The sequence below is a fragment of the Streptomyces sp. NPDC042100 genome (genome assembly GCF_055582325.1).
The window spans coordinates 178,384-191,153 of sequence record NZ_JBVJDK010000001.1; the positions used below are offsets into that span (position 1 = coordinate 178,384).

The 12,770-nt window shown below is 75.1% G+C and carries 14 protein-coding genes; 9 read left to right on the top strand and 5 right to left on the bottom strand.

The genetic code is table 11. The features are described 5' to 3' along the window. Positions 1-94: 94 nt before the first annotated feature. Positions 95-295, top strand: a complete 201-nt coding sequence (locus ACZ6J5_RS00885) for a hypothetical protein (RefSeq protein WP_469386316.1) — start codon at positions 95-97, stop codon at positions 293-295. Then, the gene (locus ACZ6J5_RS00890; RefSeq protein WP_469386318.1) at positions 292-714 is read left to right on the top strand and encodes an ATP-binding protein; all 423 of its coding nucleotides are present in this window, start codon (positions 292-294) and stop codon (positions 712-714) included. Before ACZ6J5_RS00885 ends, ACZ6J5_RS00890 begins: the two co-directional genes overlap by 4 nt. Here ACZ6J5_RS00890 and ACZ6J5_RS00895 read toward each other — a convergent pair. Beyond that, positions 711-974, bottom strand: coding sequence for a hypothetical protein (locus ACZ6J5_RS00895; RefSeq protein ID WP_469386320.1), 264 nt, complete (start codon positions 972-974; stop codon positions 711-713). The genes ACZ6J5_RS00890 and ACZ6J5_RS00895 overlap by 4 nt on opposite strands. 177 nt (positions 975-1,151) lie before the next feature. Next, the gene (locus tag ACZ6J5_RS00900) at positions 1,152-1,823 is read right to left on the bottom strand and encodes a DUF4097 family beta strand repeat-containing protein (RefSeq protein ID WP_469386322.1); all 672 of its coding nucleotides are present in this window, start codon (positions 1,821-1,823) and stop codon (positions 1,152-1,154) included. A gap of 333 nt (positions 1,824-2,156) precedes the next feature. Here ACZ6J5_RS00900 and ACZ6J5_RS00905 point away from each other — a divergent pair, with 333 nt between their 5' ends. After that, positions 2,157-2,393 carry a hypothetical protein gene (locus ACZ6J5_RS00905; protein ID WP_469386324.1) on the top strand — a complete coding sequence of 79 codons (237 nt, stop codon included), beginning with the start codon at positions 2,157-2,159 and terminating at the stop codon, positions 2,391-2,393. Positions 2,394-2,399: 6 nt separating this feature from the next. After that, positions 2,400-3,044, top strand: coding sequence for a squalene/phytoene synthase family protein (locus tag ACZ6J5_RS00910; RefSeq protein WP_469387394.1), 645 nt, complete (start codon positions 2,400-2,402; stop codon positions 3,042-3,044). Positions 3,045-3,095: 51 nt separating this feature from the next. On the opposite strand, the gene ACZ6J5_RS00915 is transcribed toward ACZ6J5_RS00910, so the two are convergent. The 3 genes from ACZ6J5_RS00915 to ACZ6J5_RS00925 all read right to left on the bottom strand — a co-directional run bounded on the left by ACZ6J5_RS00915 (position 3,096) and on the right by ACZ6J5_RS00925 (position 5,720). Continuing rightward, entirely contained in the window at positions 3,096-4,181 is a 1,086-nt protein-coding gene (locus ACZ6J5_RS00915) for a HEAT repeat domain-containing protein (RefSeq protein WP_469386326.1), read from the bottom strand. Between the two features lie 2 nt (positions 4,182-4,183). Beyond that, positions 4,184-4,852: a HEAT repeat domain-containing protein gene (locus ACZ6J5_RS00920; protein WP_469386328.1), complete on the bottom strand. Its 669-nt coding sequence runs from the start codon at positions 4,850-4,852 to the stop codon at positions 4,184-4,186. Between the two features lie 124 nt (positions 4,853-4,976). After that, positions 4,977-5,720: a PIG-L deacetylase family protein gene (locus tag ACZ6J5_RS00925; RefSeq protein ID WP_469386330.1), complete on the bottom strand. Its 744-nt coding sequence runs from the start codon at positions 5,718-5,720 to the stop codon at positions 4,977-4,979. Positions 5,721-5,886: 166 nt separating this feature from the next. Here ACZ6J5_RS00925 and asnB point away from each other — a divergent pair, with 166 nt between their 5' ends. From asnB to mshA, 5 genes are all read left to right on the top strand, one after another. Continuing rightward, a complete protein-coding gene (asnB, locus tag ACZ6J5_RS00930; RefSeq protein ID WP_469386332.1) occupies positions 5,887-7,692 on the top strand; it encodes an asparagine synthase (glutamine-hydrolyzing) in 1,806 nt (601 codons plus the stop codon). Then, positions 7,682-8,623 (top strand): PrpF domain-containing protein, encoded by a 942-nt coding sequence (locus tag ACZ6J5_RS00935; RefSeq protein ID WP_469386334.1) that lies wholly within the window; start codon positions 7,682-7,684, stop codon positions 8,621-8,623. The genes asnB and ACZ6J5_RS00935 overlap by 11 nt, the downstream gene beginning before the upstream one ends. Positions 8,624-8,751: 128 nt before the next feature. Then, positions 8,752-9,489, top strand: coding sequence for an SDR family oxidoreductase (locus tag ACZ6J5_RS00940; protein WP_469386336.1), 738 nt, complete (start codon positions 8,752-8,754; stop codon positions 9,487-9,489). A gap of 45 nt (positions 9,490-9,534) precedes the next feature. Beyond that, entirely contained in the window at positions 9,535-11,100 is a 1,566-nt protein-coding gene (locus ACZ6J5_RS00945; RefSeq protein WP_469386337.1) for a class I tRNA ligase family protein, read from the top strand. A 227-nt stretch (positions 11,101-11,327) separates the two neighbouring features. Further along, positions 11,328-12,626 (top strand): D-inositol-3-phosphate glycosyltransferase, encoded by a 1,299-nt coding sequence (gene mshA, locus ACZ6J5_RS00950; RefSeq protein WP_469387396.1) that lies wholly within the window; start codon positions 11,328-11,330, stop codon positions 12,624-12,626. Positions 12,627-12,770: the final 144 nt, after the last annotated feature.

Sequence of the window (12,770 nt, forward strand, 5' to 3'; positions counted from 1 at the left end):
TTGCGTCGTGGAGCGGGAAACCCTTCCACGGTAGGGCGCGGCGCGGCAGCGTGTGAGGGGTTCGTCACGGCACGCAACGAAAGGCGGAACCCGCATGACCGACGACATCAGGCCCGACGTCGAAGCCCTCCGTACCGCTCTCGCAGGTCACGGCATCACCTTGCCCTCGCTGGGGGTGGACGCGGTGACGCTCGCGGGGTGGAGCGTCCGGCCCCCGCTCGTCGCGCTCGGCAACTGCGACGTGGCGACCGCACGCCAGCTCGTCGAGGTGCTGCGGAAGGCGGCCGGCGGGTGACGCTGCCGTTCTCGGTCGAGCTGATCGCGATCCCGAAGGCGGTGCCGGAGGTGCGCCGGATGGTGGAGGGGGACGATCTGCGGCTCTGCGTCAGCGAGTTGCTGACGAACGTCATCCAGCACGTAGGCGAGGGCACCCCCGTCACCGTACGGGTGGAGGCCACGCGCGAGGGGCGGACGCGGCTCGCGGTGACCGACCCGGATCCGAGGGTGTGGCCGGTGCTCCAGGAGTCCGGGCCGGGGGCCGAGTCGGGGCGGGGGCTCGGGATCGTGGAGGCGCTGGCGCTGCGGTGGGGCGTGGAGCAGGGGCCGTACGGGAAGACGGTGTGGTGCGAACTGCCCGGCACCGGGCGCCCGCCCTCCCCTGCGGCCCCCGCCCGCGCGGCCCCCGTTCGGGCGCGGGTCCGGCCGGTGGTCTAGCCGTCGAGCTCGCCCGCGTACACCCACCAGCCGTTGCGGCAGACGCGGCCCTCGGGGTCGACGTCTCCCTCGGCGTACTCGCCGCTGCCGGTCTTCTCGCCGTTCGGGCCCCGGAAGTAGCTCGTGTAGTAGTAGCGGCAGCCGGCGGCGGCCTGCGCGGTGGGCCCGGCGGAGGGGGCGGCCTGGGCGGTGGGGACGAGGGTGAGGGCCGCGGCGGCCGTGCAGGCGGCTGCGGTGACGAGACGGGCGAACGTCCTCATGGGGACTCTCCTTGGCGGCTGGGTGGGGCGGGGCGGAAGCCCGGGGTGGTCCGGGCCGCCCGCGTGCCGCCCAGGCTGGGGCCGTCGGGTCCGCCGCGCCGGGCCGGACCCGCGAGGGGTCACCCGGGCGGGGCGGACGAACCGATTCGCCGCTCCACCAGTCGGGGCAACGCCCCCTCACAGGCTTCGGGCGCTGATGTCGCCGTACGAGGTGGTGGCGCGGATCGTGAGTTCGGCGGCGGCGCCGGCGGTGTTGGCGAGGGCGTTGCTGACGCGGCCGTACGAGGTGCCCGCGTCGAGCGTCGCGGAGGCGCCCCGGACGGCGGTGACGTCGATGTCGCCCTTCTGGGTGCGCAGCTCGACCGCGCCGCGCACCGCGCCGCCGACCTTGATGTCGCCGCGCATGGTGCGGAGTTCGGCGGGTCCGTCGAGGCGGCCGACGAGGATGTCGCCGTCCTGGACGCTGACCCGGGCGCTGGCGGCCTCGTCGAGCTTGACCTGGCCCTGGGCGGTCTCCAGGGTCACGTCGCCGAGGCGGCCGACGCCGCGCAGGTCGCCGGCGGCGGCGCGGGCCTCGACGCGGGAGCCCGCGGGGAGCTGGACGGTGACCTCGACGGCGCCGGAGCTGCCGAACAGCTTGTTCTCGGGCGCGGGGGTCTCGATGCGCAGGACGCCGTCGGCGAAGGCGACCTGGACGCGCTCGGCGGCCTTGGTGTCGCGGCTCTTGGCGGGGTTCGCGGGGCGGACGTCGACGGTGGCGTCGGCGCGGTCGGCGGCGATGAGCTGGACGCGGCCGGCGGGGATGTCGAGGACGGCGGTGATGGGGGCGGTGGCGGCGAAGGTCTGCATGACGGTTCCGGCTCCTCTGGGACGGTGACCCCGGGCGTTGCCCCGGGGGTTTCTGACATGAGAAACGCTACGTTGCGTTCGGGTGGGGCGCAACGTCTTCGTTGCGTAGTGGTGCTATTTATGCAGCTCACGGCCTTTAAATCGTTGCAATGTTGATGAGGTCAACGCAATGTAATGCCGCCGAGCGTTGCAATGGTCGAAGCGTGAACGCGCATCCGGGACGACCGGCGCACCGTCCCGCCGCCCCCGTCCGACGGGCCTCCAGGGCTGCCTCCGGCCCGCCGGCCCCCGGCCCGTAGGCTCGCCGGTCGGTGACGATCTTCGGAGGGTGACATGGGGAAGCGGGCCCTCGACCGGGCCGGGGTGCGGGACGCGCGGCTCCGGCGGGACTACGGGGAACAGCGCCGGGCGGTACGGAGGTTCGCGACGGCCGAGTACGCGGCGGCGCGGCTGCTGCTCCCCGCCGGGCTGCGGCCGCACGTCATGGCCGCCGTCGCGTTCATGCACGACACCGACGACCGAATAGACCGCGGGGCGCCGGAGGAGCGGGCGGCCGCGCTCGCGGCGTAGGACCGCCTGGTCCGCGAGGCCCTCGCCGACGGGGACTCGGACCTGCCCGTCCTCCGCTGCCTCGCGCACACCGTCGAACGCCACCCCGCCCTGCGCGGCCACGTGGACGACTTCCTGCGGGGCTGCGCGCGCGAGGCCGCCTGGCGGACCATCGCCGACGACGAGGAACTGCGGCTGTACGTACGGGAGTACTCGCTGCCCGCGCTGCTGCTCACGGCCGGGCTGCTGGCCCCCGAGGACGCCCCGGCGCGGGCGGCGTTCACGGAGGGCTGCCACCTGCTCATCCGCTCCATGCAGCGCGTCGACTTCCTGGAGGACCTGGCGGAGGACGTACGGGCGGGCCGCCCCGGCGTCCCCGCCGACGCGGTCGCCCGCCACGGCGCCGACCTCGGCCGGCCCGGCCCCGGACTCGCCGCGCTCGTCGCGGAGCAGGCCGACCGCGCCGCCGCCGACCTCGCGGCCGCCGCCCCGCTGCCGACCCTGGTGGCGCCGTCGTACCGCCCGTTCGTCCGCGCCCTCGTCGGCGTCCAGCGGCTGCGCCTCGACGCGGTCCGCCGCGCGGGCGCCTCCCTGGCCCTCCGCCCCTCGGGCCCACCCGCCCCGGCCGCCGCGCGCCTGCTGCTGAGGGAGGCGGCGCGGCGGGTGCGGTAGGGCCTGCCGCGACCGCGTGGGCAGGTCCGAGGACGCGCGCCCGACACCCCTTCACCGCCCCGGATCGGACCGCAGCCCCAGCACGTACGCCGCCGTCGCCGCGACCGTCCGGTCCTCGTCGCCCGTCAGCTCCGCGAGCGCCCGGGTCGCGACGGGGCCCGGGACCTCCGCGAGCGCCTGGGTGATCCGGCGGCGGACCGGGGCGGCAGCCGTGGCGGCGGAGGCCGTGGCCGGGGCGCCGGTCGCGGCGGACGCGGTGGACGTGGCGGCGGCCAGGTGGGTGGTCAGGGCGGTCGCGATGCGGTCCGCCTCGGCCGGGTCGTCGGCCGCCAGCACGCCCAGTGCCTCCGCCGCCTCCACGTCGTGGCGTCCTTCCGCCACCAGGCCCACCAGGTGCGGCACCGCCTCCGGTACGCCCCGGGCGCCCAGCGCCAGCGCCGCGTAGCCCCGCACCGCCGGGTCCGGGTGGCCGAGCGCCTGCCGCAGCGGGGCGGTGGAGGCGGCGTCCGGGAGCTCGGCCAGGGAGCGGACCGCCCGGACCCGTACCTCGGGGTCGGGCGCGTCGAGGCCCGCCGCCAGCAGGGGGCCCGCCGCAGGGCCGGACTGCGCCAGGGCCCAGCGCAGCGCCCCCGCGACGCTCGGGTCGGGTTCGCCCAGGACGGCCTCGGCCAGCGCCTCCACCGGGACGCCCGCCTCGTCGGGCCGGGGCGCGGCGGGCGGCGGCGCCGACAGCGCCGCGCGCTGCCGGACCTCCGGGCTCGCCGAACCCAGGCCCTGGAGCAGGGCCGTGATCCGCAGGACCTCCTCCCACCCGGCCGGCTCCGCCGCGTCGATCCGGCGCAGCCGGGTCAGCAGCTCCGTCTCCGCCGCGATGCGCTCGCGGGAGCGGCGTACGAGACCGGCGACGAGCTCGGCGGGCGCGAAGCCCGGGTCGTCCAGCGCCCGCCCGACGTCCCGCAGCGAGAGGCCGAGCGAGCGCAGGCTCTCGATGTGGAAGACGCGGCGGATGTTCTCGTCGGAGTACTCCCGGTAGCCCGTGCCGCTGCGCCCGGTCGGGCGGATCAGGCCGAGCGACTCGTAGTGCCGGAGCATCCGGGCGCTGACCCCGGACCGCCGCGCGACCTCGCCGATCAGCACCGCTACCGTCCTTCCCGGTCCTCGCCGCCGAGGGCCACGATCCGCTTCGCCTCCTCGACGGCGCCCTCGAACCCGGTCTCCGGGTCCCGCCGCAGCACCTCGGTGGCGAGCGCGTGCGCCCGCGCCTCCGGGTCGGGGTGGTCCGCCGCGGCGGCCAGGGCGGGCCGGGCGGCCTCCCCGAGCGCGATCAGCGCCCGGCTGAGGCTGAGCCGCGTCTCGCGCGGCCCGCGCCCGAGCTGTGCCGTCAACCCTACGGCCAGGGCGGGCTCCGCACCTTCCGGTACGAGGACGACGGCGGCCCGCCAGGCGGCCCGCGCGACCTCGTCGTCGGGGTCCGCGAGCAGGGCCGGCGTGATCGCGGGCCAGGCCGCCCGGTCACCGATCTTGGAGAGGGTGTGCAGCGCCTGGCTCCGGGCCTGACCCCGCGCGGACCGGAGCTCGGGGAGGAGGGCCGGGACCGTCGCGGCGGGGGTGTGGCGGGTGAGTGCCCAGGTCAGCATCTCGCGCACGGAGAAGTCGGGCTCGGTCGCGCAGCGCTCGACGAGCGGCCCGACGGAGGCGGGCGCCGGGTCGGAGCCGACGGCGAGGGCCGCCCGGAGGCGGACGGACGGGTCGGCGTGGGTGAGCCCCTCCAGGGCGCGGGCGCGTGCGGTGGTCGTGGTGGTGGTCATGGGCGCCAGTGAAGGGCTTGTCACCGTGTCAAGGTCAAGCGAACCCGAGTGCCCGAGCCGCCTGAGCCGCCCGAGTGCCCGAGCCGCCCGAGTGCCCGAGCCGCCCGAGTGCCCGCCCCGGGCCTCAGTCGATGTGCACGATCTGGAACGCCTCCGCCATCCGCCCCGCCGGCAGCCCGCCCGCCGTCGCGTGTTCGCTGAGCCAGTCGCGGAGCAGCCCCGACAGGTCGTCGAAGTGGGCCGTCTGGGAGGTGTGGATGCGCAGGGCCTCGACCTTGCGGTCGAAGACGGGGGTGACGTCCACGTACTGGTTCGGGGTCGGGCCCGTCATCAGCCAGAGCTCGTGGATCGTCCACGGCTCCAGGCCCTCCTTCTTCAGCAGCTCGGGGTGGGCGAAGGGGTTGCGGGCCTCGGGGTATATCGCGCGCAGACAGGCGTCGCCGACCGCGCGGTGGTCGGGGTGGAGGTCCGCCACGCGGGCCCAGTTGATCTCGGGGGACGGGATGATCGCGCGCTGCGGGCGCACCTCGCGGATGATCCGGCACAGGTCGCGGCGCAGGTCGACGGTGGCCTCGACGAAGCTGTCGGGGTAGCCGAGGAAGCGCACGTCGGCGACGCCGCTGAGTTTCGCCGAGTGGACCTGCTCCGCGCGGCGCAGGTCCGCCATGGCCTGGCGGGGGAGCGCCTCGTCGTAACCGCCCGCGCCGCCGTCGGTGACGATGCAGTAGGTCACGCGGGTGCCGCGCTCGATCCACTGCATGACGGTGCCGCTGACGCAGAACTCGATGTCGTCCGGGTGCGCCGCCACCACCAGCAGGGATGCGGGTGCGCTGCGGGCGATCGGGTCGGTCGTCGCGAAGTCCTCCATGAGGCCAGCCTCTTGGTGCGGCGGGGGCGTCGCAAGGCCAAGCCGTGGCGTGAACAGGACATGGCACTTACGCGCCATTCAAAAAGTTGGTAGATTCAAATCATTGGGTGTTCCACGTAGGCAGAGACTGGTAGAGAGAGTCAGAGAGATCCGGAGGCGACCGGCAATGTGCAGGATCCTCGGCACCATCGCCGCGGGTGCGGCGCGTCCCGACCCCGCCGAACTCGCGGCGGTCTCGGCCCGGCAGCGGCACGGCGGCCCCGACGAGCACCAAGTCCTCAGCGGCCCGGGCTGGTCGCTCGGCTGCGACCGCCTCGCCGTGACCGACCCCTGCGGCGGACGGCAGCCCTACCGGCTGCCCCACCTGCCCGGCATCCTCGCCGTGCTCAACGGCGAGATCTACAACCACACCGAGCTGCGCCGCCACCTCGCCGCGCGCGGCCACCGCTTCCCCGACCGCTGCGACGGCACCCTGCTGCCCGCGCTCTACGCCGAGTACGGGCCCGCCTTCGCCGAGCACCTCGACGGCATGTTCGCCGTCGCGGTCCTCGACCTGCGCCCCGCCCGCGCCCAACTCGTCCTCGCCGTCGACGACATGGGCATGAAGCCGATCCACCTGCACCACGACCCGTACGACGGATCCACCCGCTTCGCCTCCGAGATCCCCGCGCTGCTCGCCTTCGAGGGCGTGCGGATCGCCCCGCGCGAGGACGCCCTGGACACCGTCCTCGCCACCCGCACCTCCTTCTCCTCCCGCACCGCCCTCGACGGCATCGAGGTGCTGCCCCCCGGCGCCACCGCCCTCGTCCGGCCCGGCCACGCCCCCGTCGTCCGCCGCCGCCCCCCGCACGCCGCACGCCCGCTCGGCGACACCCAGGACGTGCTGCGCCACGAGGTGCGCCGGCTCGCCACCGCCGACGTGCCGGTCTGCGCCGTCACCAGCGGCGGGCTCGACTCGGGCCTGATCACCGCGCTCGCCGCCGAGCACGCCCGCGAGACCGACGCCCCGCCGCTGCACACCTTCCACCTCACCTACCGGGGCAAGTGGCCCGACTCCGAGGCCGCGTACGCCCGTTCCGTCGCCCGCCGGGCCCGGACCGTGCACCACGAGGTCGTCGTCGACCCCGACGAGATCCCCTCGCTGCTCACCCGCACCGTCCGCCACCTCGGACAGCCGAACGCGGACCCGATCGCCCTCTCCACGTACGCGCTCTTCCGCGCCGTCCGGGAGAGCGGCTTCACCGTCGCGCTCACCGGCGACGGCGCCGACGAGCTCTTCGGCGGCTACGACCGGATGCGCGCCGCGCTGACCGCCCCGCCCGGCATCGACTGGGCCGGCGCCTACGCCGACGCGCTGTCCGCCGCGCCCCGGCTGCTGCGCGAGCACCTGTACACCTCCTCGTACGCCGCCCACATCGCGGACCAGGGCTCCGCCGCCGACCGGATCGAGCAGGAGCTGCGCTCGGCCGACGCCGCCGGCGGCGACCGGGTCACCGCGCTCAGCGCCTTCGAGACGCGCTGGCGGCTGCCCGCCTACCACCTGCGGCGGGTCGACCACCTGTCGATGGCGTGGGCGGTCGAGGCGCGGATGCCGTTCTGCCAGCCCGGTGTCGTCGCGCACGCCCGGTCCCTGCCCGCCGCCGCCCGGCACGGCAAGCCCGCGCTGTACGAGGCGGGGGCCGAGCTGCTGCCGGCGGGCGTCCTCAACCGGCCCAAGCAGCCGTTCACGCTGCCCGTGGCCGCGATGATCGCGCCCGGCGGGCCGCTGCTCGACACGGTCCGCGAACTGCTCTCCCCGGCCCGGCTCGTCCTCGGCGGCAAGGTCCGCGCCGACCGCGTCCAGCGGCTGCTCGAACGGCACCTGGAGCGGCCCAACCAGCTCGCGGCGATGGCGCTGTGGGGGCTGGCGGTGCACGAGCTGTGGACGGAGGTCGTCCAGGGGATGCGGATCCCGGTGGGCTGTGCGGCCTGACCCACCGGCAGCCGCCGGGCCCGTCCCCGTCCCCGTCCCCGTCCCCGTCACCGTCGTCCGCGCCGAGGACGCCCCCGGGCCCACCCTCGTCGTCCGGCTCGACCAGCTCCCGCCCGGCGCCCTCGGCCTCGGGCGGGAGCTCGCCGCGCTGCGCCGGGCGCTCGCCCCGACCCCGTACGCCGCGCTCAACAAGATCGCCCTGTACGGGCCGTCCGGCCGCCCCGGCGACGCCGACCTCGACTACCGGTTCGTGCAGGCCCTCCCCGACGGGCGCTTCGACTTCCGTACCGGGTGCGGGCATTCGCTGCTCGCCTGCGTCGTCGCGGAGGGCCGGCCAGGGCCCGTCACCGTACGGGCCCTGACCACCGGCGACACCGTCCGGGTGAGCGAGGAGCCCGGCGGCGACGGCGCGCACACCCTGCACTTCCTGCGCGCGCCCGACGCCCCCGGCACCCTGCCCACCGGGCGCCCCGTCGACCTGCTCCTCGGCATCCCCGTCTCCCTCGTGCGCTACGGCAACCCGTACGTCTTCGTCGACGCAGGCCACCTGGCGCCGGAGCACCTGGCGCCGGAGCGCCTGGCGCACCGGCTGCTGGAGCTGCGGGCCGCCGCCGCGCGGCTGCTCGGGTACGCCCCGCACTCCCCGCTGCCCAAGATCGCCGCCTTCCGCCGCGCCCCCGACGGGCTGTCCGTGCGGGCCCTCACCGTCGGCGGCTGGCACCCCCGCCTCGCCCTCACCGGCGCCGCCGCGCTCGCCGCCGCCGCGGCCCTCGACGGCACCGTCGTGCCCGGCGACGCGGGCGGCACGGTGCGCACCCCGGGCGGCACCGTCACCGTCTCCACCGGCCCCGACCGGGTCGGCGTGCACCACAAACGGGCCCGCGTCCTGGACCGGATCGAGCTCCCCTGGCGTATCCACGCAACGGCGTGAACGCGCACCCCGCCGGGCGGGTGGTGCCCCGGAAACCTCTGCCACGCTGAAGGGCAACCGGCGATCGCCGTGTACCGAGCCGTGGTCCGTGCGTATCCGTGGCGTATCCGTGGGGAGAGCAGACACACATGAAATTCGAGAATCTGCGTGTCGTCGTGACCGGGGCGTCCCGCTATTTCGGCCGCGCGCTCGCCGTCGGGTTCGCGCACCTCGGAGCCGAGGTCTATGTGTCGGCCCGCACCGTCGAGGCCGCCGAGCGCACCCGTACCGAAGTCATGGGCTCCGCCCGTGACCGTATTCACGCCTTCGGCTGTGACCTCAGCCGGCCCGCCGAGATCCGGGAGTTCGCCGCCCGAGTCGGCGAACGCACCGACCGCGTCGACCTGTTGGTCAACAACGGGGCGCGCTGGCTGGACGGCATGGACCTGGAGGCGGCCAGCGACGACGCGATCGTCGAGACGATCGAGTCGACGGCCGGCGGCACCGTCCTGATGGTGAAGCACTTCCTGCCGCTGCTGCGCGGCTCGCTGCGCCCCGACATCGTCAACATGGTCGCCGTCCGGGACGCCGAGGGCGCCTCGGCGGGCGCCGCCCACGAGGCGTTCTGGGCGGCGAAGAGCGCGCAGGCCGGATTCGCCGACATCCTCTCCCGGCGCCTGCGGCCCTCCGGGGTCCGGGTGTTCTCGCTCTTTCCGCCGGACTTCTCGACCTCCGACCCGCGCTTCGCGGAATGGGACGGCCTGAACCCGGACGGGATAGCGCCCGACGAGAAGCTCACCACCCAGGCGCTCTTCGAGTGCATCGTCTACGCCGTCGAGCAGCCGCGCGACTGCTTCATCCGCTCCTTCCACTTCGAACCCCGCTGACCCGAGCTCCCGCAGCTCACCGCACCACAGCGTCAAGGAGGTCCCATGAGCACCCCTGTCTGGATCACCGCGACCCCTCCGGCCACCCATGGCGAACTGCACATCGGACACCTCGCCGGTCCGTATGTCGCGGCGGACGTCCTCACCCGCTATCTGCGGGCCGAGGGCGAGCCGGTGCGGTTCACCACCGGGACCGCCGACCACGCGAGCTCGGTCGAGGTCAGAGCGCTGCGCCACAACCGCAAGCCCGAGGAGGTCGCCGAGGGCTACCGCGCGGCGATCACCGCGGACTGGCTGCGGTCGGGCGTCGAGTTCGACCACATCGTCCGGCCCCGCAAGGACCGCGGCTACGCCCGCTGGGTGCAGGAGCTGTTCAGCCGCCTGTACGCGCAGGGCGTCATCGCCCCGCGCACCCGGCTGCTGCCCTACTGCGAGCCCTGCGAGCGCTGGCTGTACGGGGCGCACGTCACCGGCAGCTGCCCGCACTGCGGGGCCACCAGCGACGGCGGCATGTGCCACGAGTGCGCCCGCCCCAACGACGGCGGCGACCTGATCTCGCCGCGCTGCTCGCTGTGCGACACCCCGGCGCTGGCCAAGCGCTGCCGCCGGCTGTACGTGCCCCTGGAGCCGTTCCGGGAGACGCTCGCCGACTACTGGGCGGCGGCCGGACTGCCGCCGAGGCTCGCCGCGCTGTGCGAGTCGCTGGTGGAGGACGGGCTGCCGGACATCGCGGTCGGCCACCCCGCCGACTGGGGCCTGCCGGTGCCGGTGGAGGGCTTCCCGGACCACCGCATCGACGGCTGCTTCGAGGCCGCCGCGATGCACCTGTTCGGCTACGACACCAAGGGCCCGCTGCCCCGCCGCACCATCCACTTCTGCGGCTTCGGGCACGCCTTCTGCCACGCGGTGCTGCTGCCCGTGCTGCTGCTCGCGCAGGACGTGAAGCTGCCGCAGGAGTTCAACGTCAACGAGTCGTACGTGGTGGAGGAGGGCGTCCGCGAGGGCAACGTGTGGGCGCTGGACCTGCTCACCGAGTACGGCTCCGACACCCTGCGCCGGCATGTCCTCCAGGCCCGCCCGACCGGGCGGCGGACCGTCTTCCAGCGCGACCGGCTGGCCGCGGCGCGCCTGGAGCTCGACGAGAACTGGAACAGCTGGCTGGCCCGGCTGTTCGCGTCCGTCCGCGAAGAGTGCGACGGACTCGCCCCCCAGGCGATGCCCGGCGGCACCGGCTGGGACATCCTGGAACGGCGGCTGCACCGGGGCGTGGACGACCTGCGCGAGGCGTACGGCCCCGACGCCTTCGACCCGCGCCGGGCGGTGGCGGTGCTCGACGAGATGGTCCGCTCGGTCGCCGACTTCGGCTACGTGAACGCCCACGAGCGCTGCCGCCCCACCAACTCCTGCCGTCATCTGCCGTCGCTCGCCGCCCAGTTGGCGGTGGCCTCGGCGCTGTCGGCGTGGGCCCGGCCGGTGATGCCCGAGGGGGCGGACCGGCTGGCGTCGGCGCTCCAGGTGACGGCGGGCCGGCCGGTGGACTGGTCGGCGCTGATCGCCCCGCTGCCGGGGACGAGACTGGCTCCGCCGTCCGGACCGGTCTTCGGATTCTGACGAACTCGCGTCGGATTCCTGCGCCCACCACTACTAATCAGCTAAGTAATTCAGTAATTCGAACCCGGTGACCGGACAGCTCGGCACCGCAGCACCTCAGCACCTCAGCACCTCAGCACGTGAACACGAGCAACGCAGTCCCCATCCCCGCCGCGTGACCGTGCGCGCGACGCGCAGGGACCACGTGGCCCTCCCCACAGGAGCCCCACGTGTCCCTGCGCGTCGCCATGCTCAGCGTCCACACCTCCCCGCTCCACCAGCCCGGAACCGGGGACGCCGGCGGCATGAACGTCTACATGGTCGAACTCTCCCGCGCCCTCGCGGAACAGGGCGTGGAGGTGGACCTGTTCACCCGCTGCCGAGGCGAGGGCCGGCCCGCCCTGGAGGACCTGGCGCCCGGCGTCCGGGTCCGGCACCTGCACGCGGGGCCGCGCCGCCCGCTGCCCAAGGAGGCCATGCCGGACCTGGTGGTCCCGTTCTCGCTGGCCCTGCTCAAGCAGAAGCGCCGCTACGACCTGGTCCACTCGCACTACTGGCTGTCCGGGCAGGCGGGCCGGATCGCCTCCTTCGGCTGGGGGATACCGCTGGTGCACACCGCGCACACCCTGGCCCTGGTGAAGAACGCGCACCTCGCCGAGGGCGACAGCCCCGAGCCCGAGCTGCGGATCCGCGGCGAGCGGCAGGTGGTGGGCGACGCCGACCGGCTGATCGCCAACACCGCCGACGAGGCCGAGGCGCTGCGTTCCCTGTACGGGGCGCCGCCGCCGCGCACCGAGATCGTGCGGCCGGGTGTGGACCTGCGCACCTTCGGGCCGGGCGCCGGGCGGGCGGCGGCGCGGGCGCGGCTCGGGCTGCCGAAGGACGCCTTCATCCCGCTGTACGCGGGGCGGATCCAGCCGCTGAAGGGGCCGGACGTGCTGGTGCGGGCCGTCGCGGAGCTGCTCGCGATGGCGCCGGAGCTGCGCCCGAGGCTGCTGGTGCCGGTGGTGGGCGGGCACTCGGGGGCGGGCCGGGAGGGCTCGATGTGGCGGCTGGCCGAGGAGCTGGGGGTCGCGGACGTGCTCCAGGCCTGTCCGCCGGTGCCGCAGGACCGGCTCGCGGAGTGGTACCGGGCGGCGGACGTGCTGGTGGTGCCCTCGCGTTCGGAGTCCTTCGGACTGGTGGCGCTGGAGGCGCAGGCGTGCGGCACGCCGGTGCTGGCGGCGGCGGTCGGCGGGCTGCCGACGGCGGTCTGGGACGGGGTGTCGGGGCTGCTGGTGCGCGGGCACGACCCGGTGGAGTACGCCCGCCGGCTGCGCTGGCTGGCGGCGCACCCGCAGGCGCGGGGGCTGATGGGGGAGGCGGCGGTCCGGCACGCGCAGGGGATGAGCTGGCGCACTTCCGCCGCGCGGACGATCGACGTCTACGAGGACGCGCGGGCGGGTGCGTACGACCGGATGGGCGAGGTGGGGCAAGGGCGGCGGCACGCCCCTGCCCCGGCGGCCCCTCTCTCCTGGAGGAACGAGAAGGCCGTCGTGCGAGTCTAGCATCTCTTTTGGTTCGACCAAAGGTTAGAGGCGCTCCGGATCGGCCAATTCCGTTAATTCGGTGACGCATTGACGCACTCACGCCATGGCGAGTGCACGCACAGACAATCTATGGATCCTCTTCCGGGGGCGGTTCAGAATAGA